Raw genomic sequence first — 23,609 nt, 5'->3', positions numbered from 1 at the left:
ATTTTTCATCTTCGAAAGTTGAATAATTCATCTATTTTAATAAATTTGTATTTTTCATTACTTTTTATTGAAGGATATCCTAACTTTTCAGTAATTTGCTGCCATAAATTAGCTGCAAATAATTCTCGTTGTACATAGGAATTGTAATTCACTCTGTTTTTATTTGAAAGATATTTATCTATAGAATAAATATCTTCACAAACAGCTTTTACCCAAATATCTTTGAACAACTCATCATATGAATTGGAAAAATCCCTATTTACCATAGATAATGTTTTATCATATAAGTTTACTGTATCCATAAAGGGAAAGTTTCCCACTGCCTCCTTATCATCTTCAATGTATAAAGAAGGAATCCATACAGTATTTCCAAAGGTTTCACACAACATCATAGTTCCACTCTCAAACCCAATACTAATTTGATGAAACATAGATAAACATGAATCCGGATTCTTTGGATCTAATCTGTTATCTGCTAAAAAGATAATTGGAACTCCTGAAATACATCCTGTTAACAGCTGTAAGTTACCACAATTTCGTATCCCCTCATCTATTTTAAGAGACCTTGCCCTTGGAAAAAGATCTACTAAATACCTTGCTAACGGATATGAAACCTGAGTTGTAAATTTAACTTCAATATAATTAGGTGAATAGGTAGCCATTAATTTTCTTGCAGATGAAATAAAATTCTTTATAGAATCTAAATTTGAATACAAATTGCCTACCATAAATATTAATTTGTTTTTGTTAGCAACTTTTGCACATTCTTTTATATCCTTATGATGGACGGGTTGCTCTAATAAGACGGATATTCCTCTATTTAATAAATCTAATGCTATATTAGTTCCTTCTCCTCCCATCACACTAGATTTTACTACTACACAAGCAAAATCCACATTTGTAGGTATATCTTTTATATCTGTAAATAACTTTGTATTGTAACGTTCTGCGCATTTTTTTGATCTATTACTACCTTTGGCTAAAATCCCTACAAGTTCAAATCTATTTAAGTTTCTTGTTATAGCCTCAAGATAAAATTGACCAAATCTAGTACCGCACACTATTACTCTTTTTTTCTCTTTATTTTCACTACCCATCATATTATCCATTTCCCCCATCCAATCTTTCAAATATACTAGCTGAACTATACATTTATAAGCCATGTATCCTTTGCTATTCTTCCATTTTCTAATACCATCTTACGATTACATGTCATATCCAATAATTCCTCATCATGAGTAATAACAAAAATGATATGATCCTTTGCAAGATCTTTTATAATTTCACTTACCTTACACATATTCCCATAGTCAAGACCACTGGTAGGTTCATCAAATATAATAATTTCCTTCTGAGATAAAGTAGCTACAGCAATAGCCAACCTTTGTTTTTGCCCTCCAGATAATGCCATAGGATGTTTATCTTTGAAATCAATCAGATCTACTTTCCTTAACACTTCATCAACTTCTTGTTCTGAAATCTCTTTGTTAAGAAGGCTGAATTCTTCTTTAACACTATCTGTAAATAATTGATGGGCTACATCCTGCATAATCATATAACAATGCCCTCGCCTTTTTTTATAAGATAATTTTTTTTCAAGGTACTGAATTTCTCCTTTTGATTCTTTTATAAGTCCACATAAACATCTCATAAAAGTTGTCTTTCCTGCTCCATTTCGGCCAGTAATTGCTATAACATCACCTTTATCTGCCATAAAGGATACTCCATTTAAAACTTGCCTCTTTTCATAGGAACAATGTAAATCATTTACAATAAGAGTAGAATTTTTTTTCACTACTTTTCGCTCTTCCTTAGTTTTTCTATCACAAAGATAAAACCTTCTTAGTCCAAGTTCTTTTCGTTTATCATCTGTTAGTTTCAAAAATTTTTCTCTGCTGCAATCCATTTTAACCTTACCCTTTTCAATATAAATAGCTCGGTCTATCAAATCGATTAAATAATTAATTCTGTGTTCTGCTACAATAACAGTCTTTCCTTGTTCCTTAAGCTTTTGTAATACATCATGTAAAACCTTTGCTCCTTCTTCATCAATACTTGCAGAAGGTTCATCTAAAACATACACATCTGGATTAACAGCGTAGATAGACCCAATGGCCAAAATTTGCTTTTCTCCACCAGAGAGTTTAAATACATTACGATTCATAAGATGCTGTATTCCTAAATCTCTCACTGTCTTTATCACTCTTTGGTGTATATCATTTGGATCCAATCCCATATTTTCTAGTCCAAAAGCTAATTCACTATCAGAATCCAAATTGAAAAACTGAGTCTTTGGATTTTGAAAAACGGATCCTACTTGTTCTGCTATTTCATACATAGCCATTTTTTTTAAATTTGCATCATTTATATAAACTTCTCCTGTATAAGTACCATCTACAAAATGGGGAATTAACCCATTAAGTAGTTTGGTAATAGTAGTTTTTCCACAAGCACTTCTCCCAGATAATAAAACAAATTCACCTTTCTTTATCTCCAAGTTTATGTGCTGCAATTCTTTTACACCATTCTTTCCATAGGAAAAACAAGCATCTTCAATTCTTATCAAGTCACATCTCTCCTTCCTTATATAGGTAAAAATACTAAGACTAATATGACAAGAGAGATAAACATTAAAACATAGTCTTGTATCTTAAATTTCATTTCTACTGAACAAGTTTTTGTTTTAGGATTCTCAATTCCCCTTGTTATAATTGCTTGACTCAATTCATCTGCAGTGTGAGAAGCTGAGACTAAAAGTGGTACATAAATGTACTCAATTTTTTTAAAAATCCCCTTCACATCACGTAATTTCATAGCATCCTGTATTGCTTGCCTTTCTTCTCTTAAAGCAGGGAAATAACGAATAGTAATAGCTAACGGAATTGTTATCTTTGGTGAAACATTCCACTGCTGTAGTGACAATATAATTAATCGTATTGGAGTTGTCTTCACAAACAAGCTTCCCAACATCCAACAGGGAAGAACTTTCCTAATAAACACAAACAAAATATTTGCTGTGGCTAAAAGCATTTTAGGGAAATATGGTAATAACAAATTCCTAGACAATACTAAAGCTGCAAAAATAAAAACTCCTTTTATTGCTACTTTTGATAAACCTGATGTTATTAACAACAGGGAAATCCCGGAAATAATTATAACTTCCATCCTTACATCACTATTAGTAAAAATAAATACATTTATCGCTAAAATGAGGAACATCTTCGTTCTTGGATCAAGAACGAAGCCTCCTTTTTTCATAGTGCTCTCCATTATGCAATCCCTGCTTTTTGGAAGTGTTTTTTTAGAAGTTTTTTACCAATAGTAGCACCAATTATTCCACCTATGAATGCTATTACAATCATTCCTATTAAAGACCCTGCAGACACCATTTCAGACATTTGTTCTACATAAGTAGGATCCATTCCCATTTTTATAATAGATTCTACATAGCTATCGTGGAATACCCACATTGGAAGTGGTGAACCTACAAACCCTATATTAAGTACGCCGCATGAAATCACATTTCCTTTTAAACTTTTATATCCATAAGAACTGCGAATGATTTCTGCAATAATTCCCGCAATACCAAAAGTTATAATAACAAGCCATGTGCACTCTCCAATAGCAAAATAAATAAGTGCTGTAACAAGTCCCATAATTAATGCAGTTCCTTTTTTCTGTACCTTAGACATCAAAAGCATATAAATGGTTCCACAAAAGATACCTGCAATAGCTGGATATGCCATCCATAAAATAGGTGATATTGCTGCTGGTAACATAAATATAATTGAAATCACCATATAAATTGCTGAAAATACCCCAATATTTACTAAATCCTTTGTTTTTAAGTTTTTATTTTCCATGTCATTTTCCTCCCTTTAATTCTTTTCTAATTTTCAATTAGCTAATTTGCCTAATAGACAAAAACTTTTGATAAGTTCCTTCTTGCTATATATACTCAATGGAAGTATTCATTTTAGCCCCTTTTTCCTGTAACTTATTTAAGCAATCTTCTATATCTATTACAAAATAAGGAAACGTTAATCCTAGGTATTCCTTTTTGTTTAATATAGCATTCATAGCGGAATAGGCTACTATTGCTGAAATACAATTACTACTTCCATTAAATTCAAAAGATGATTTGATTAATGCTTTTTTATTATCCTTTTCCCCTTTAATGTTTACATAGAGTTTTGTGTGATTTCCATATTCTTTAAACATTGAATAATATTTATTTTGAAGTGACTTTGCTGATTCTAATTTTTCTTTATGTTTCTTATACATACCCATTATTTTAATAACCATAAATTCATTAAATACGCTTTTATTAGGATAAGCATTAAAAAAATATGCCTCTCCAATACTTTTATTCTTATCAATCATATCTGCAAACTCATGATTTATAATTGGATACATTTCTGACAATAAAATATCTGAAGGTGAATCTATATTTGTGCTTTTACTTGAATCAATTTTTTTAATATCACCTTCTTTGTAATATGACATTCCTTGTGCATGATTGTGATTAAAGCTGCTAACAAAATCATAAGCTGCATTAGTTGATATCTCTCCTATACTACTAAAGTAAACTGTTAAATTATTAATCTTTACATCAAACATATTTGAAATATAGTATGGATATATTTCAGTAAATCCTGGATAAATACCCGCCGATAAAATATAGCTTAACTTCTTATGTTCTATTACTTCTCTTTGGTCGTTCAAATAATCAAATAATTCCATATTTCCAGATACATCAATGTAATCAATGTTTTTTTCTAAACAAACTAATACTACCTTGTTATAAAATAGAGAAGAAGGGCTTGAGCAATTTATAATGATCTGGCATTGATTACAAAATCTCAGCAATTCATTATTGTCATTGATATTTAACTTCATAACATTTACTCTATTATTAGCTTTAAAATATTTATCTACTTTGGATATATCCCTACAACCTATAATTAAAGATAAATTAGTATTATCTATAATCTCAGTTATTAAAGTTTTTCCTATATTTCCTGTTGCTCCGATAATTCCAATTCTTTTAACTTGCATCTTCGCTCTCCCTCTCCCTTTCTCAAACTATCCTATTTTATATCTTTCCTTCTTCTATATCTTCATTTTCTTTCTCTAAAATGTTAACTCTTGTTTCTAATTCTTTTATTGTTGAAGTTTCAAACAAATCTTTTATTGATACTTCCATGTTATAGTCATTCTTCAATGAATTAATGCACTGGATTGCACTAATGGAGTCCCCTCCTAATTCAAAGAAATTGTCTGTTATACTAAGGTTTTTACACTTTAAAACTTTTTGCCATACCTCAAAAATACATTGTTGAATTTGTGTTTTAGGTAAAATACCTTCATTATTAATTTTTTTCGATAATTTTCTGTTTGATTGTTCTATCTTTTGCCTATCAACTTTTCCATTTGAAGTTAATGGAATATTTTTACTTTCTATGAAAATATTTGGGATCATGTAACTTGGTAACTTTTCTTTTAGTATTTTTTTTATCCCATTACAATCAATTTTCTCTTCAGTCTTTTTATTTCGAGCAATACACACATATTGTTCATATGGACTATTTATATTTTCAATTGGTATAGAATACACTTCATAATTACTGTTATTCAAAACGGATTCCCATTTCTCTTTTGATAATAGTGGTAACATGGTTTTCTTTCTGAAATCTTGATAATTACTAAATCCTTCTTCATATAAGCCCACAGTTGATAGTGCTAAATTACTATTGTAAACAGGTTCAAGTAATAATAATATTCCTCCTGGTTTTAGCATTTCTCCAATATAACCTAATGTTTCATATATATTTCTACTGCGATGTAAAGCATTATTCGCTATGACCACATCCACACTTGATGAAGAATAGCCTTGTTCAACTATAGGATCATTCATATTTAATTGACTATAGGTTACATACTCTAGATTTTTTTTCTTAGCTTCATTTAACAAATATTTTGATGCATCTGTATAAACATATTCACAATCATATTTACCAAGTTTTGAATCTATAAAACTTGCCAATTCATTTGTTCTAGAGCCTATTTCAATCACTCGTATTTTATTGCCTTTTTCACACTCCAATAGCTCTAATACAGTTTTTATAAGTATTGCTTCAAAATCTTTTTGTAATGGATTCAAAGTTCCCACCTTTTTAGGGTTAAAGAAATCATCCTTCTCAAGAAATAATTCAGCCATACTCTTTTTCCCTCTCAAAATATCAACATAACCGCTAATATCATGTGAAAAGAATTTTTCTAAGGATTGAGATAAATTCTTAATTTCTGTATCCTTTTGTTCTATTTCAGTTGTACTACATTCAGCTACTTCAAGTTGTGCCTCCATCATATCTCTATTTACTAAAAATACACCTTCATTATCATAGACAACTTTTTCTCGTTCTAATATTTTGTACCAATTCTTAATCAACCCTGTGAATTTCTCATCTATACCAGTTTGAGACATAACTTGTTCTAAATTATATTCATCATATTCAAATGCACCTATCTCTTTCAAAATTCTATGGATTAAACATACTGATAATTTCTCACAATGCTGAAAGTAGGACTCTAATTTATGTGATTTAGTTGTTATATCATTACCCACATTATTCATTTCAAAATTAGAACTTAACCTTTTGAAATCAACCTTTGAAAAAGTATTATTACTTATAGTTATTTTTGTTAGAACCTCTGGGTCACTGTGATTCAAAATTAAGTTTGCAATTAAATGTTGGCTAGAATTTTCTTCTCTAATGGTAGTAACTATAGATTGTTTGATTCCATCAACAGAATCCAACGCATGCTCTATCTCTCCCATTTCGATTCTATGGCCCCCTACCTTAACTTGTGAATCCTCTCTTCCTAAAAATTCAATATTACCATCTGGTAAATACCTTCCTAAATCACCAGTGCAATATATTCGTTCTCCAGTTTTAGGATGCTTAATAAAATGAATTTTTGTCTTTTCCTCATCATTTAAATAGCCTTTCGCTACCCCAACACCCCCTATAAACAGAGTGCCTGGTACCCAAATTGGAGAATCATTTAAAAGTTCGTTCATAATGTAAAATCTTTGATTTACCATTGGTTTTCCATAAGGAATGCTCTCCCATTTTTCATTTACGTCATTTATAATATATAGATTTGACCAAATAGACGCTTCCGTAGCTCCACCAAGACCTACAACTTTTATTCCTTCAAAGTATTTTTTCATTTTTTCTGGCAAATCAAGTGGTATCCAATCTCCACTTAATAGTGCCAATCGTAATTCAATCTTTATATTTTCTTTCCTATTAGCAACATATTCTATTAACATTTGCATAAATTGAGGAACAGAATTCCAGATAGTCACTTTTTCTTTTTTCATTATTTCCACCCAATACAGTGGATCTTTTAATTTGTCCCTATCTATCAAAATTATGGTTGATCCTGAAGCCAACGCTCCGAATATGTCATATACTGAAAGATCAAATGTAAGACTTGTTAGACCAAATATTCTATCTTTTTTTACATTAAATCTTTCATTGATATCAACAATTGTGTTTACAGCTCCTTTATGATCAATCATTACTCCTTTAGGCTTTCCAGTAGAACCAGAAGTATAGATAATATACGCTAAATCTTCTGGAGAAATTGAAATCTCTTTGCCTAAACTTTCTGTATTACATAAACATGCTTCATCTATGTCTAAAATAGATATTGTATCAATATAAGATAATTTTTCTTTCAACCATTTCTGTGTAAAAGCTACTTTACTATTTGTTTCTCTTAATATATATTCCACTCTTTTTTTAGGATAATTTGGATCAATCGGAATATACGCTGCACCCGTCATTAAAATTCCTAATACTGCAACTATCTGCTCCCATCCTTTTTCCATTATTATAGAAACTTTATCACCTTTTTTAGTATCAGCCTCTCGTAAATATGCAGCAACACTTTTAGCTTTCTCAAACACTTCTTGATATGTCAGTCTTATATCAGATGTAACAACCGCTTCTTCATTTGGATATTTATCTACACTTTTATAAAAAAGATCGATCAAAGTACTATTAGAAATTGGCTTATCTGTATTATTTGCTTCCATAACTTTTTTGTTTCTAGGTATACTAATTATATTTTTAGTGCAATTCCACTTCTCATTACCTTCTCCTAAGTTTTCAATGAAATCGCTATATAATTGGAACATTTCCTCTATCATGTTTTCAGGAAATAACCCTTCAGCAAAATCCCAAATTAATATAAGTTCTTCATTTTCCTCTATTACTTGATGGTCTAACCAAACTTGTGGAGTTTCAGAACAAGTATAAACTCGCTTTCCAATCCATCTTCTATCTGGACGAACTTGTTTATTATTAAGACCTATAGCACTAGTAAATACTATTGGCATTACTGCTCCTGCATTTTTCCCATGTTGTCTAGATATTTCTCTTTGTACTTCTACTCCACAAAGATAAGGATGAGCTAAATCTTTTGATAATTGAGTTTGAATATTACCACAACGCTCAACAAAAGTATCACCTTTCCTATTATGAATAGACAATAATGTTAAAGATGTAAAGTCACCAACCATTTCATCAATCTGTTCATGTAAAGGTAATCTATTAAACCTTGTTAAATTCAATGTATAATCAGGCTTTTTACTATAAGCACAAATAACTTCCGAATAAGCTGTCAACAAAATTACTGACGGAGTAACACCATACTTCTTTCCATATTCTTTTATTTTATTCCACTTGTGACAGCTAATCTTTGTTTCCATATGTGTAAATTTATAATTTTTTGAAGGTTCTATTCTTTTTCTTATTGGTAATTCAGGAGCTGGAGGTAATGTTTTAATTCTTTCCTCCCAATATTCTTTGTCCTTTTGGTATAAATCTGATTTTTTGATCTTTTGTAATGACATTACATAATCCCTAAATGATACATCTAATGGTCTCAATGGAATATTTTCATTTCTGTACAACTGATTCCATTGAGATAAAATCATGAATATACTCCATCCATCATAAATTATATTGTCAAAACTTATATGAATTCTTGATTTATTTTTAGGCATATTAGTAACTTTTACATCAAATAAAGGCCATGTAGTTTCATCAAATTTCTGATGTCCCATATCATCTCTTATCTTAGCTACATGATCATTTAAGTCATTTGAAGAAGACTGTGTTAAATCAAATCCTTTAATATCATAACTTCTGACATTTTCTAAAATCTTCTGATTCTCTCCATCTTCTAATATCACAGCTCTCATCATGTCATGATGTTTAATCAATCTATTCCAGCTATTCGTAAGCTTATCTATATCTAAATTCTCTTCTTCAAGTTCAAAATAATAATGGGTAGCTACTTCCCCAAAAGAATAAACGCCTTTTCTTCCAATCCAATATGCTTTTTGAATGTCCGTCATTGAAAATGGTAAATATTTTTCTTCATTGTTTGAAACTATCTTTGGTAAATTTTCTTTAGTGCTGAAATCTTTATCTTTTAATAATTCATCAATATGTTCAGATTGCTCTAAAAATTTAGGGTATTTGAATATTGATTCAATCTGTATTTTTATATTGAAGGCTTCATTTAATTTCGTGCACAATCTTGTAGCTATTAAAGAATCTCCTCCCAATTCAAAATAATTAGAATTTAAATCTACCTTTCCACATCCCAATACTTCACTCCAAATTTTACTTAATAATATTTGTGTTTCTGTATGAGATGTATTATCATTCTCAATAGCATTGCATTTTTTATTAGAAGCACTAACGATTAAACTTAATTGTTTCCTATCAACTTTACCATTAGATGTTAGAGGACATTCTTCAAGTACTTCTACATGTTTTGGCAACATATAGTCTGGAACATATTCCAATAAAAATTTATCTAGTTCTGATTTATCTAGTTCCTTAATTATCTTTTTATATTTCCCCTTTAATACAACCGCAGCTATCAAATATTTATTACCTTTTTGTTCTCCCACTGGAAATGCTACAGCATTACTTATTAAGAAATGTTTACAAAGCGCTTTTTCTATCTCTGCAATTTCAATTCTATGCCCTCTTATCTTAACTTGTTCATCTTTTCTTCCTAAAAATTCTATGGTGCCATCTGGCCAAAACCTTCCCATATCTCCAGTTTTATACCATCTCACTCCATTTTCAATTATAAAAGCTTTTCTAGTAAGTTCAGGTTCTCCAATATATCCATCTGCAACACCCTTGCCACCTATTAGTAATTCTCCAGATGCCCAGTTAGGACAATCTCTTCCTTTTTTATCACATACTCTATATGCTTGATTTGACAAAGCTCTACCATATGGAATAGAAGTCCATTCAGTTGGAAGAGGCAATTTAATTTCAAAATAATTTGACCATATAGATGCTTCTGTAGCTCCACCTAGTGCAATAAATCTAGCTTCTTCAGTAAGTGCATCATATCTTACTGGAAGATTTAGTTCAATCCAGTCTCCAGATATTAAAGCCAGTCTTATTGGAGCAATACTATGCGAACCATTTTCTGCAACTATAAGAAGCATATTTAGTAATGTAGGTACAGAATTCCAAATAGTAACATTAAAATTCTTTACTGCTTTTAACCAAAAGAATGAATTCCTTTTTTCACGTTCTGGCACTAAAACAATTCTACCTCCTACGCTTAACAAACCAAAAATATCATAAACTGATAAATCAAAATCAAATGAAGATATAGCTAAAACAGCATCTTCTGAGTTAACATTATATTTTTGATTAATATCCTTTATTGTATTCCAAGCAGCTGCATGACTTATCTTTACCCCTTTTGGGCTTCCAGTTGAACCTGAAGTAAAAATAATATAAGCACAATCTTTTGGAGAAACTTCATTATTCAATTTTCCAATTGATGTTGCCATTATCGTCTCTATATCTATGACCACATTATCCTCTGGCCATTGTAATTTTGATTTATGTTCTAAATCTGTAATGATGTATTTTATAGAAGCTTTCTCATAAATGCTTTTTCTTCTTGTAAAAGGTTGTTCTACACTCACAGGAACATATGCTGCTCCTGCTGAAACAACACCTAATATTGAAGAAATTTGTTCAATTCCTCTAGGCAAAGAAATTGACACTAAATCCCCTTTAGTAACTCCTATATTATTAAGATAAGCAGCAATTTTCAGAGCATAATCTGATAATTGACTATATGAATATTCTTTTCCACTCTCAGAATCTACTACAGCAATTTTTTGTCCATTTGTCTTTGCATGTTCAAAAAACATTTCATGAATGCATTTATCTTCATGATGTATATTAGTACTATCAATATATTTATTACTACAATCAACAGCATTCTCTTCTTGGCAGCTTTCCTCTATGCGATCATTTGGGTTTTCTATAATATAATCAATTAATTGGCTAAAATATTCAAACATTTCATTCATCATATTATTTGGAAATATTTCATCAACAGTATCCCATGCTAGCAATAATCCCTTGTTGATTTCATACACCTGAAAATCATTCCATACTTGTGGTGTTTGAGTTATCATGTATGTTAGTTCTCCAAATGTTTTAATAAAATCATCGTTCACCAATGGTTCTCCATAATTACAAGAAAATACAAATGGAGCTATGAACTTTTCTCCTCTATGTAATTTCACTAAATCCCTTTGTAATTGAATACCTGAATAAGTAGTAAACTGTGCACATTCATAAAATTTATCTTGTATACTCTTAACTCTCTCCAAAAATGTCATGTTTTTTGTACAATCAACAGGTAATATCATAATATTAGTAAAATCAGAAACTACTTTCTCTATTTCTTTAGAATGCGCTTGTCTGTTGTACATCGGGATATTAATTAAAAATTTGGAATTTTCACTCCATCTATCAACTGTTTCGGCATAAGCTGTAATCAACAGCATTGCAGGAGTGGTATGTTCTGTACGTGCTCTAGTTTTTAAAGCATCCCAACTTTCTTTTGGCAAAAACTTTTTTCTTCTAACAAATCTATGTTTGGAAATATCATCTGGTTTTTTATATAAAGGGACCTTAGGAGCAAGTGGAAGATTTTCTATATTTTCCTTCCAATAAGTTTTAGATGCTTCTTTTTCCTTTAAATTAAATTCAGATTCTTGAATTAAATATTGTTTAAAATCCCAACGTTCTTCAAATTTTATATCCTTTCCGTTATATAAACGTTCAATATCTTTAAAAATAATCTGAAGACTTTGTAAATCAGCAACTAGCAAATCTATGTCAAAATGCATTTTCATAGTATTGTCACATAAAATGCTAACTCCAAACTCAGCTACCTGACCGTTCTCAATATCCAAACGACGATGAGATAATTGTTCTTTCAACTCCTTTTGCTTTCTCATTCCTTCATCTTTACCTACTTCTCTGAAATCATAAATCTTTATTTTATCTGAAAAAACATGGTCCAATATTTTTTGTTTTCCGTTCTCTTTAAAACACGCCCTTAACATAGGATGTAATAATTGCAGTTCATGCCAAGCCCCAGATAATAGTTTTAAATCTATATCCTTGGTGTCAAATTCAAAATAGGCATGACAACTTACGCCACCTAAAGGTTGTGAATCTTTCCTTCCTACCCAATAAGCATGTTGAACATCTGTTAATTCAAAAGAATCTTCTTGTTTGTTTTCAGTTTTGCTCACACTAGAAGAAGTCTCTTTAATATTTCTCTTTTGATTATTCAACTTACTCCACCAACTTATAGGAGATGGATTTTTTATTAACTCAGTAAAAGTTATCTTATATCCCATTTTCTTAAATCTATTTGCTAACCTCATTATTTGAAGAGAAGTTATACCTAGTTCTAACATATTTGTATCTTCCTCTAAGTCAAATATATTAGAAGTAACATTCTTGATTAAATCAATCATTTCCTCATATGTTATAGTATTATTGACCTTGCACACATTCATATCTCTTTCCCCCATCTATAATTCTTTTACTTACTTGATATCAATGCCTTCAAAACTTTTTTATCAACTTTTCCAACATTTGTATGTGGTAATGAATCTATAATTTCAATTTGACTAGGATATTTAAATTTAGCTATATTCATTTTCTCTAACTGCTTATAAACTAAAATTTTATCAATTTTTTGGCTTTGTGGCACAACAAATGCATAAATCCTTTGTCCGCATAAATCATCTTCTATTCCAACTACCGCTGCATCTTTTACTCCATCAATTTCTCTTAAATATCCTTCAATTTCAGCTGGCATTACTTTCTCTCCAGCTACATTTATTTGCTCTCTTATTCTTCCCTCAATAATAATATTCCCATCACTACTTAATCTTGCTTTATCTCCAGTATGGAAAAATCCATCTGCCGTAAAAATATGTTTATTTTCCTCTAACATGTTGAAATATCCATCAAATCGATATGGACCTTTGAAAACTAATTCTCCTGACAATCCATTTTCAACATCATTACCTTTTTCATCAATAATTCTAAACTCATCTTTCAAAGATATTGTTTTTCCTTGGCATGAACATTTTACATCAACACTATCATTTAATAAGGTTGTAAAACATACACCTTCAGACATACCATAAAGTTGTATTAGATCACAGTCCAACTTTTCCATTATCTCTCTAGCTGTATTACTATGGAGGATCTCTCCTGCACATATAACCTTTTCCAAACTACTTATGTCTACATTCTCTTCATTTTCTATAGTTTCTAGCCACATCTTTGCTAAAGAAGGTACTGTTGAAGTTATTGTAACTTTTTCTTTATTAATTAAAGTAAAAACATCTTCACAATTCTCATTGTTTGCAATAACTACTTTCCCTCCAACATAAAAAGTTCCTAATATTCCTGGGCTATGTAGTGCTAATTTATGTGCTAAAGATAACACTGCTAAAAAAACAGTATTTCTCCCTAATTCACACCGTTCAGCTGATAATCTTAAATGCGTGTTTAAATCAGAATGTTTTAAAGGTATTAGTTTTGGTATTCGTGTAGTTCCCCCAGATAATATAAGCAGTGCAGTTTCATCAATCTCTACTTGTCTATGCTCTATTATTTGTTCATCTTTATCTCTTAATTTAAGTTCATATTCTAAATCTCTATCAATAAAAATACCCTTTTTAAACGAATTTTGTTTACCAATTATATTCGCCATTTTTTCATAATTAAAACCTAAATAAGTATCTGTAGTTATATACGCTTCTGGCACAGCGAATTCTACTATATTTTGTATTTCTTTTTGTCTTAATCCTGGAATAGCTAATATAGGTACCGCTCCAATCCTAAATAAGGCAAAACAAGTTATTATACAAAATGCCCCATTGGGAAGCTGCACTATAATCCTATCAGATTTATTTATTCCATGTTCAATAAATATATTTGCTAATTTTGTTACATACATATCAAATTCTCTATAAGTGATCTCAGTATTATCTACTATTGCAATACTTTCCCCATATTCCTCCGCCCATATGCTCAAGCTCTGTCCTAAAGTACACTTTTTAAGTTTATTTCTGTTTGTTAAGTTATCTAATCCTCTTATACCAATATTCATATATCTATTTACCTTCCAATCTCATAAATAATTGTGTTTATCTAATATATACAATTGATCCTACATAATTCTCATCTATTTTGAAAACCTCTACACAAATTTTCTTTCCAGATTTTTTATCTATCAATAAATTCTTACCATAGGTAATATTAGGAATAACAACTTTTTTAATGGAATAGCTTAATCCGTAACCAATTGCTTTTATATAAGACTCTTTTGCGACCCACAATTGGTAAAAACATAATAATCTGTCATTATCATTTAATTTCATTAACTGTTTAAACTCTTCTTCATCAAAATAGCTTTTTACAATTTCTAAATAGTCAATATCTTTCTTCATAAATTCTACATCTATTCCTACTTTGTTTTTGCAAAAGGCAATTGCAATATACTCTTCTGAATGTGAAATATTAAACTCTAATTTATACTTATCATCTATATATGGTTTTCCATAATAGTTATAGGAAATACCTACATTTTTAGGATGTTTATGAAGAAGTCTACCCACAACTATTCTTATTATCATCCTATTTATTGTAAAACGCTGTTTATCGCCTTTAAACTTAAATTTATTACACCTCTCTATTTCCTCTTCTATTAATATTTCAGTAAACTTTATATCAACATCAAAATTCGTTAAATCTATTAAGTAGATAAAGGGAGTCTCTCTACTCTTAATAATGTCTAAATCGTCTTCAGTAATATCTAATATACTCTGTAGCCTTTTTAACGAACACTTCTCTTGTTTTAAACTAAACATTTCAATCCTTCAATAAAACTCTTAGCAGTAGCTATTACTTCATCACTTTTCTTATTTATGAACATATGATCTCCCTTAATACTTTCATAATAGAATTCTTCTGTTGTGAACCCTTCCCATTTCCTTAAATCTTCTAAAGTCATTTCATCATCATTTTCACCAATTAATCCCATAATAGGACAGCCTAATTTATCTGTATTACTTTTTTCATATGTTTCATCTATAATGAAATCTGCTCTTAGTGCAGGTAAAAATAATTTCATTATTTCCTTATTGTTAGCAATTTCTTCAGGTATACTAGAATATTTTTTTATCAATTCCTTTATAAACTTTCCGTCCTCTAAATCATAGATTGGATTTGGTTCAATTAAATTTGGTGCTCTTCCACCTGATACTATAACACCCTCTGGCCATATATTTTTCTCTCTATATATTTTTAAAGCTAATTCATACAAAATTTTTGTTCCTAAACTATGTCCAAACAACACAAAAGGAGTTTCTTCTATACATTCTTCTATTTCATCATATATTTCATCTACTAATGTTCTCATTTCACAAATAGGCTGCTCTGTTATTCTGTTTTCTCTTCCCGGATATTGAAGGGGATAAACCCCAATACCTTCAAGCTTTTTTTTCCACGTTTTAAAAATCGAAGCCCCTCCACCTGCATATGGAAAACAAAATAATCTTATATTATCAAGAGGGTTTGTTTTCTCTATATACATATTTTTAGATCTTCTATCCATATCAATGCCTCCTAATAGCAAGCAATATAGAAATTATATTTTGCTCTTTTTTAATAAAAATAATCTTTGACCAAATTGAGCTAACTTGTGATTATCAAAAGGTAGAATATTTAATATTTCAAAACCTGATTCACAAAATTGATTTTCCCATTGCTTAACATTTAAAAATGTAGAATTTGTTTTTTTACGCTCATCGTTTGGTGGTTCCATCATGAATGCTTGAGAAATTAGCATCACTTTGAATTCCACTACAGATTCAATTACCAATAAGTATCCATCTTCTTTTAAAACTTTACTAAAACTATCAAGTGTATGCTTCATATTTTTGGAATTATTCAATACTCCAACAGCAATCATTATATCTACACTATCATTACCTATATGTTGGTCTTCTAAATTTTTATCAATATCTATAATTTTATATTCAACGGAAGAATAATTCTTAAACTTATATTTTGCATTGTTCAAAAAGAATCTAGATAAATCTGTGAAAACATAATTTACTTTTCCCATTTGATTGTTTTTGCTCAAACTATTTAGTACTATTTTTGTTGTAGAACCAGTACCTCCTCCAACTTCCAATATCTTAAAATTTTCTGTTTTCTTTTCAATAATACTTGTTACTATATGTGCTAAGTATAAATTAAGATACTTTGCTATGACTAAATCGCTATATAAAGCATCAGCATACTTAAATTCTCCTTTTGGAAATAATATGAATGTAGGATGTTCTTCTCCATCCATAAATGCTTTAAGAGATTTAGCATTATTAAAAAAATATTCAATTATACGTTTAGAACAAATTCTTTCATCACACTTATCCAACATTTTGTTCCATAACTCTGATATATCTAATTCTTTAAGTAAAATATCCTTATTTAAATAATATTTGGAGTCTTTTGTATAAATATATTCTCCTTCTTTCAGTACTGCTAACCATCGCAAAATAATAACGTTACAATTGGGTGTTAAATTCATTTTGAATAAAATATCTTTTTCTGACAAACCAATCTTTTTATCTATAAAAATTTCTTCTTGTTGGAAAGTAAATAACATAGTTCTCAATGTAGCCTCATCTAACATTTTAATGAAATCGCTAATTTCTTTACAACTAATATCAAAAAAACACGGCATACTTTCAATGAGATCATTACTTGTTATTAGCTCCGTTGAGCCTTTCCTCATTATACCTACTCCTCTCTACGGTTAAATTTATATAACTTATTCCCCCTATAGCATTTCACAAATTTTTCTGTCCCTTTTTAACCATTAGTAATATTTAACTCTATTTCATTATACAACCATTGATAATGATTATCAATATCTTTTAGGTATTTTTTTTTAATAATTGAAAAATATTAAGAAAATCAAAGAACTATTAAGTATAATGTAGATTATCATGAAAAAATAACACTATAAAAAATGCAGTAACTATCATAACTACTGAGTCACTGCATTTTTTATTAAAAACTTAATATTTGAGTTTTACCTTATTTATTTTCATCAATAATTTTATTAGCTCTATCTGTCATATTAGGATATAAATCAGATGGAACATACTGTTTGCCCAATACTTTACCTATGTTATAACGTGCACATTTTGTTTTATCGCCTTCACAATAGGTTCTTTTATACATTTTCCCTATAGCACTGTCAATAGGCATTTTTTCATTATAAAATGGACATTTTTTTAAATTTTCACATGTCATATTATTTGCCTCCATATCCTTTTAATGTCATTATTATCTACATTATACTTAAATTGTACTTAAATGACAACATTTTCTATGAATTTGACTGTATTTACTCTTCTTTTTAGGCAGCAAAAAAACACACCTAAATGTTATATTTTCATAACATTCAGGTGCATTTTAAACAATTCTTCTAACCAATACTATAATTTTAATGATTAGTACTGTATACAACTTTTATTTAAACTAATTTTACCACTCACAGCATCAATACTTATATTGTAATTCCCAAAGTTTTCTATATAATAATATTTACAATATTCTCCATTAGAAATTCCCAAATAATAATCTTTTATACCTATAAAAGCCATAATATTATACTCTGTATAATCTGCATTTTTTATTTTATTCATAAATTCACGTTTTTCTTTTTCGGAAAAAGATTTTTTACCCATACATTCACAGCCATTAGTGTATTTATCAATATTATTCAATGCATCATTTCTAAGAGTTTCAAATGCATCTTTTTTTGTTAATTTAGTTTCTATTTTTACTGAAGAATTTTCATCGTATAATGAGTTATCAAAATTTCCCCAAACTTCTATTGTCTTATTATCATCTTTAAAAGATACTCTATAATAATTATCACTAAAAGCAAAACCATCTATATTTTGAACAAAATACAATGCATTTTTCTTAGTAGGTGCTAAAGGGTCTACCATTAATTGTTTTCTAGGATTATCTATTTTAAATATATCTTTATTTTTTTCAAATAAAGACATTATATTATCCACAGTAAGATCCATATCTTTTGAAAGTACACCTTTAACTAATTTAGGTGGATTTTTATATTCTTTTTTTCCCACAAGAGTAAATGGTGTTTCCTTTATTTCTTTAACTGTTAATTTAAATCTAAAATCTCTTTTAGTTGTTGTATCTTTAGTTTCTATCTTCTGATTATTGACATTATCGTTAGTTTGGGCTTGTACTGCTTGCATGGAGGCAAAAGATACGCATGTAGCTGCACAAATTAAAAGTGATAAAAATTTCTTTTTCATACAATCCATCTCCATTTCTAGTTATACTTTTTAAACTTCTTTTTACTTCTTATATCTTTAATTTCTATTTGCAATTAATATTATCATATTTGCCATATAACCATTCAAAAATACCAAGATCGTCATTTTCCAAGTAAATTTTGCCGTCATCAGCACTAACAGTCACAATATGATTTCCCATGCTTATACCATAGTATCTACGAACACCTTGAAGATATTTTGGAGTAACATATTTTAAAACGATATTTCCTCCAATATAATATTTACTATAACTTGCATTTTTTATTTCCTCTATAAATCTATTCTTTTCTTCTTCTGAAAAAGCTTTTTTATCCCTAAAAACATCAGTATATTTATCTACATTATTTAAAGCATCATTCCTAACTATCTCAAATGCTTTTTCTTTTGTTATTTTAGGTTTCTGACTTACTATAGAATATTTATTATAATATGAATTATCAAAATCTCCTTTAACTTCTAATGTCGTATTGTCTTTATTGAATATTACTTCATAGTACCTTTGATGGATAAAAAAATCTCCTACCTTTTGGTATAATTTCACTGATACTCTACCATCTTCTAAAGTTTTAACTCCAGCATCAGAAAGTTTAAATACTCCTAGCTGACTTCTAGGATCTTCTATTTTGAATATATTTTTATTTTCTTCAAATAAATCCATTACATTATCTACAGTAGGCTGCATACTATGTGAAAGCACAGCTTTAACTATTGAAGGTGGATTTTCGTAAATTATTTCCTTGTGTACGTCTTCAAAAAACCATACAGGTCTTGATCTTGTTAATTCTTTAATTGTTAACTTAAATCTAGAATCCTTTTCAGTTCTTGTATCTTTAGTTTCTAGCTTCTGATTATTGGCATTATCATTAGTTTGAGCTTGTACCATTTGCATAGAAGTAAAAGATACACATGTAGCTGCACAGATTAAAAGTGATAAAAATTTCTTTCTCATAAAAAATTCCCCCTTAATTATAATTTTTATAGACGCTTACAAAACCTCAAACTCATTAAAGTTCAAGGTTTTTGCAAACAGCTATTCTAATTTTTTTATATCTGTATCACTTCCAGATAATACCTTAACACTTTTTAACATATAAGTCAATATATTTACAAAAATGTTATATTATTCTTAAATTTTTTTCAAAGAATAATACCAATAATTAAATTAGCAATGCTGGAAGTTATTGGCATTATACCGTATTTTGCTGATGTAATAGGTCCAGCTATTAAAACAAAATCCCACAACCAGTGAAAAATTATTAGTGGATATAAATTCTTTACTTTTAATGCTAAAGGTGCAAAACACAAACCCATTATAAATGTAAAAATAATCTGCATAATTGTAGAACTGACACTATTTCCACCAAAAATATTCACGCTATGTAATAATGAAAAGGACACTGCACTAATAATTATAGCTTTAGAAGGATGTACATATTTTTTAAAACAATGTATGATGCTGATTTTCTGTTAACAAAAAAACAATAAAAACAGCACTTAATAAAGTACGGTTTTTATTGTTTTGTTATTTTTTATTAGATTGTTTTTTAATTTTTTACCATATGAATCATTAATAAATTAATATAATTAAGTAAAATATTTTTATTTACAAATTATAGCTTTCTGTTGATCATCAAAGACTCTTACAAATTTAATAGAATACATATCACACAATACATCATCTTTTGTTCCAGATTCTTTAAGAACAATATAGTTAACTCCTACTTCTGTTAAAATACCTTCTCTATCGATTAACATACTAGTTCCTATTAAAAATTCCACTTTAACATATTTTCCTATTAGTCTTGATAACCAACCTTGAATATATTGTATATCTTGTTGAACTGATGGACCTGGTTTCATATGAAAATCTGGTCCACCCGTTGATCCTGCTGGAAATTGCCTTTGCATTGTTTCAGGATTTGAACTCATTTGTCTACAATTCATCATAGGCATTGTAGGATACATTGGAATTTGATTATAATATTCATTTGGCATTCTCATAAACATAAAATAGCCTCCTTGTAAATTAGAAGATTAATTAAAACTTCAATTAATTAAGTATTTGCATAAAGTTGTGTAGGATTATAAAAACAGTGGTCTCCAACTCTAACTTGATATCTTCCCGTACCGTTATATGGAAAAGTATATGGACATGTTGGTATAAAAGGATTGAAGTACCATAATGCATCACCAGTTGTATATAACCTATTTCCAGACAAAACCCAATCTGCAATTCTGTAATGTATTTCTTCTGGTGGACTATTCCAAATGTTTTGTGGATTATATTTGCCTTTTAAAGAAGATGTAGCACAATCAAATTGACCTTGCTGAAAAATAACCTTTCTCAAATCACCTTGACCTAGTCTTTGATATTCACCATATGGCACATTAACTCTATTCATAACTACTGAAGCTACAGCTTTCATCCCATTTTCACCTTCGCCACCTGCTTCACATTTTATAATTCTTGCTAATAATTCTCTAGCACTATAAGCCACTAATTTCACCTCCTTAGTCCATATTCATATGACCTTACAATATAATATATTGATAAAATAAAGAAATGTTCACACTTTTTATGCTTTTCTTTACTTGAAACAGATTTCCTTATGACAATGCCTACATAGTCAAGTATAATTTCTGTTTCTAAAACAAAAAATAAATGAAAACAAATTAAAGGAGTAAGGAAATTGGATAAATCAGTAATAATCATTGGTGCAGGTATCGGTGGCTTGGCTACTGCTGTAAAATTGTTGAGCAAAGGTTACAAAGTTACTATATATGAAAAGGACAAACAAATAGGCGGTAAAATTAACTTTATTGAAACGGATAATTTTAGGTTTGACTTAACTGCGTCTATTTTGATGACACCCCAGATATATAAAGAAGTTTTTGAATTTACTCGTAAAGATTATAGAGACTATATTTTGTAGGAAACTCCGTACATCCACGAGCAGGTGTTTCCATAGTATTACTTTCCAGTAAACTTGCCGTTGAAGAAATACTTTAACGGCAAATTAACTCTTTTATTGCAGCAGCAACAACATCTGATCTATCTATGTGAATTAAATGACCGCTATTTTCAACAATTTTAAGTTCACTTTTATCAGATAAATCTTTTAGATCATTAGATAACCTCTGCCACAACTCCTCAATTTGTTCAGCCTCTGATTTAGGTATATTATCTTCTTTTATCATACTATTGATCGAATATTTAGGATCTCTTACTAGTATTTTCAAAGGCACTTTAGGAAATGTTCCTATATCATTCATGTATTTCCAACAATTTCTCAAATCATTTAATTCTGATATTAATGTTCTGTATAACTTAGGTCTTATATAAAAATCTAAAAGTTCATTTTGAATTTCTTTAGGTAATTTCAATTCTTTAGGTAATAACGTTGGTTTTACTTCTCTTTTTAATTGTTCCTTAGTACATTTAGAATATTTTGTCCATAGTTTCATATATGCTTCATCAGATTGAGTTTTATCAGATTGAGGTAAATCTAATTCATTAAATTTGTAAGCATCTACCGAAGCTGATTCAGCAAGAACTACTCCTTCTACTTTTTCTGGATGTAACTTAGCAAAATGTTGAGCACATAAACCACCATAAGAATGCCCTACTAATATTACTTTATCTTTAATATCAAGTTTTTCAAGCAAACAATATAAATCTTTAGAAGCTTTCCTTGTTGTACTTGTTTCAACAGTTAATTCACTATTTCCAACACCATTTCTATGAATAACGATAACTTTTGAATATTGTGATATGATTTCAATAATATCTAACCATTCGTACATGTTACATCCCATTCCTGGCATTATAACAACTGTTTTTTACCAGATCCTGCAATTAAGCATTCAAGCTTTCCTTCTTCAATATTAATTAAATCAATCTTCATTTTCTTTTCTCCTTTTATATTCTCATGGTTGACCTTTTCTGATTACTAAGAATTAATAACTCAACTTTCACAATAAAAAAATACTATCTAGCGAAGGGAAATGATATATCGCGTAAGAAACATTTGAACAAACAACTAGTAATAATAAATTTTTAGACCTTATAATTACTTTGTGAAGTGAAAAATTTCCTAACAATATATCATTTCCCGTAGCAACTATTTTCATGTGTAAAAGTTGAATTAATAACATATAATTTTATGCTATGAAATTTTGTATAGCCATCAAAGCCTTAATGTCTATGTTTTTATTTGAGTTAATCAATTCTGCCGCTTGTTCTTTTGATAAAAGCATTACCTCAATATCCTCATCCGGCTCTAAATACTCTTTTGATATTGTTCCTGAACAGCTGCAAAAAACTAATGCAACACACTCATCTGTCATCCCTGTTGATACATATGCCTTTGACTTGGTCTTTTTATGATCAATTTCTATTAAATCTAGTCCTGTTTCTTCCTTTAACTCACGTTTTACAGTAGTTAAAAAATCTTCTCCACTATCTACAAGTCCTGCTGGAAGCTCATATACATAATTATTAATTGGAACTCTAAATTGTTTTATAACTACTAATTTATTCTCTTCTACATGAGTTGCTACTATTATTACAGCATCTATTTTTTCCTCTCCTCCGTTAAAAAACTTATTATTTATTGTATCTAATTCTTTTCTAGATGCTATACTCCAATTTCTAATTTCACCATTTTTATTGGTATATTCTGCATTATACATTTTCAAATATTTTGTATCTACCAATGTTGTTATTTTGTTAACTTTGCTCATATATTCATCTCCTAAGTATAAGTTTTTCCTT

General features: G+C 29.3%; 19 protein-coding genes. 1 reads left to right on the top strand and 18 read right to left on the bottom strand.

What is annotated here, in order from left to right:
- Positions 1-5: 5 nt before the first annotated feature.
- From ACFIJ5_RS08310 to ACFIJ5_RS08235, 16 genes are all read right to left on the bottom strand, one after another.
- Entirely contained in the window at positions 6-1,163 is a 1,158-nt protein-coding gene (locus tag ACFIJ5_RS08310; protein WP_379805946.1) for a Gfo/Idh/MocA family oxidoreductase, read from the bottom strand.
- A complete protein-coding gene (locus ACFIJ5_RS08305) occupies positions 1,145-2,566 on the bottom strand; it encodes an ABC transporter ATP-binding protein (RefSeq protein ID WP_379805944.1) in 1,422 nt (473 codons plus the stop codon). The genes ACFIJ5_RS08310 and ACFIJ5_RS08305 overlap by 19 nt, the downstream gene beginning before the upstream one ends.
- 17 nt (positions 2,567-2,583) lie before the next feature.
- Complete coding sequence (locus ACFIJ5_RS08300; RefSeq protein WP_379805942.1) at positions 2,584-3,258, bottom strand: energy-coupling factor transporter transmembrane component T family protein; 675 nt, start codon at positions 3,256-3,258, stop codon at positions 2,584-2,586.
- A gap of 11 nt (positions 3,259-3,269) precedes the next feature.
- Positions 3,270-3,863: an MptD family putative ECF transporter S component gene (locus ACFIJ5_RS08295; RefSeq protein WP_379805940.1), complete on the bottom strand. Its 594-nt coding sequence runs from the start codon at positions 3,861-3,863 to the stop codon at positions 3,270-3,272.
- A gap of 85 nt (positions 3,864-3,948) precedes the next feature.
- Complete coding sequence (locus tag ACFIJ5_RS08290) at positions 3,949-5,058, bottom strand: saccharopine dehydrogenase NADP-binding domain-containing protein (RefSeq protein WP_379805938.1); 1,110 nt, start codon at positions 5,056-5,058, stop codon at positions 3,949-3,951.
- 37 nt (positions 5,059-5,095) lie between these two features.
- Positions 5,096-12,949 (bottom strand): amino acid adenylation domain-containing protein, encoded by a 7,854-nt coding sequence (locus ACFIJ5_RS08285; protein WP_379805936.1) that lies wholly within the window; start codon positions 12,947-12,949, stop codon positions 5,096-5,098.
- Between the two features lie 26 nt (positions 12,950-12,975).
- The gene (locus ACFIJ5_RS08280) at positions 12,976-14,559 is read right to left on the bottom strand and encodes an AMP-binding protein (RefSeq protein WP_379805934.1); all 1,584 of its coding nucleotides are present in this window, start codon (positions 14,557-14,559) and stop codon (positions 12,976-12,978) included.
- A gap of 37 nt (positions 14,560-14,596) precedes the next feature.
- Positions 14,597-15,319 (bottom strand): 4'-phosphopantetheinyl transferase family protein, encoded by a 723-nt coding sequence (locus tag ACFIJ5_RS08275; protein ID WP_379805932.1) that lies wholly within the window; start codon positions 15,317-15,319, stop codon positions 14,597-14,599.
- Positions 15,307-16,065: a thioesterase II family protein gene (locus ACFIJ5_RS08270; protein ID WP_379805930.1), complete on the bottom strand. Its 759-nt coding sequence runs from the start codon at positions 16,063-16,065 to the stop codon at positions 15,307-15,309. Before ACFIJ5_RS08270 ends, ACFIJ5_RS08275 begins: the two co-directional genes overlap by 13 nt.
- 33 nt (positions 16,066-16,098) lie before the next feature.
- Entirely contained in the window at positions 16,099-17,250 is a 1,152-nt protein-coding gene (locus ACFIJ5_RS08265; protein ID WP_379805928.1) for a class I SAM-dependent methyltransferase, read from the bottom strand.
- 305 nt (positions 17,251-17,555) lie between these two features.
- A complete protein-coding gene (locus ACFIJ5_RS08260) occupies positions 17,556-17,774 on the bottom strand; it encodes a hypothetical protein (protein WP_379805926.1) in 219 nt (72 codons plus the stop codon).
- 200 nt (positions 17,775-17,974) lie between these two features.
- Positions 17,975-18,814 (bottom strand): hypothetical protein, encoded by an 840-nt coding sequence (locus ACFIJ5_RS08255; RefSeq protein WP_379805924.1) that lies wholly within the window; start codon positions 18,812-18,814, stop codon positions 17,975-17,977.
- Between the two features lie 64 nt (positions 18,815-18,878).
- Positions 18,879-19,784 (bottom strand): hypothetical protein, encoded by a 906-nt coding sequence (locus ACFIJ5_RS08250; protein WP_379805922.1) that lies wholly within the window; start codon positions 19,782-19,784, stop codon positions 18,879-18,881.
- Between the two features lie 188 nt (positions 19,785-19,972).
- Positions 19,973-20,287, bottom strand: coding sequence for a CPBP family intramembrane glutamic endopeptidase (locus ACFIJ5_RS08245; RefSeq protein WP_379809572.1), 315 nt, complete (start codon positions 20,285-20,287; stop codon positions 19,973-19,975).
- A 147-nt stretch (positions 20,288-20,434) separates the two neighbouring features.
- Positions 20,435-20,842 carry a hypothetical protein gene (locus ACFIJ5_RS08240; protein ID WP_379805920.1) on the bottom strand — a complete coding sequence of 136 codons (408 nt, stop codon included), beginning with the start codon at positions 20,840-20,842 and terminating at the stop codon, positions 20,435-20,437.
- Between the two features lie 47 nt (positions 20,843-20,889).
- The gene (locus ACFIJ5_RS08235; RefSeq protein WP_379805918.1) at positions 20,890-21,333 is read right to left on the bottom strand and encodes a cell wall hydrolase; all 444 of its coding nucleotides are present in this window, start codon (positions 21,331-21,333) and stop codon (positions 20,890-20,892) included.
- 192 nt (positions 21,334-21,525) lie between these two features.
- On the opposite strand from ACFIJ5_RS08235, the gene ACFIJ5_RS08230 reads away from it, so the two are divergent.
- The gene (locus ACFIJ5_RS08230; protein WP_379805916.1) at positions 21,526-21,768 is read left to right on the top strand and encodes an FAD-dependent oxidoreductase; all 243 of its coding nucleotides are present in this window, start codon (positions 21,526-21,528) and stop codon (positions 21,766-21,768) included.
- Between the two features lie 73 nt (positions 21,769-21,841).
- Here the strand turns inward: ACFIJ5_RS08230 and ACFIJ5_RS08225 are convergent, their stop codons facing one another.
- Positions 21,842-22,660 (bottom strand): alpha/beta fold hydrolase, encoded by an 819-nt coding sequence (locus tag ACFIJ5_RS08225; protein ID WP_379805914.1) that lies wholly within the window; start codon positions 22,658-22,660, stop codon positions 21,842-21,844.
- Positions 22,661-22,996: 336 nt separating this feature from the next.
- Positions 22,997-23,578, bottom strand: coding sequence for an NUDIX hydrolase (locus tag ACFIJ5_RS08220; RefSeq protein WP_379805912.1), 582 nt, complete (start codon positions 23,576-23,578; stop codon positions 22,997-22,999).
- Positions 23,579-23,609 lie beyond the last annotated feature (31 nt).

It is taken from the genome of Haloimpatiens myeolchijeotgali (assembly GCF_042688525.2).
In the GTDB taxonomy this organism is placed as follows: domain Bacteria; phylum Bacillota; class Clostridia; order Clostridiales; family Clostridiaceae; genus Haloimpatiens.
This window is presented reverse-complemented; position numbering and strand designations above follow the sequence as displayed.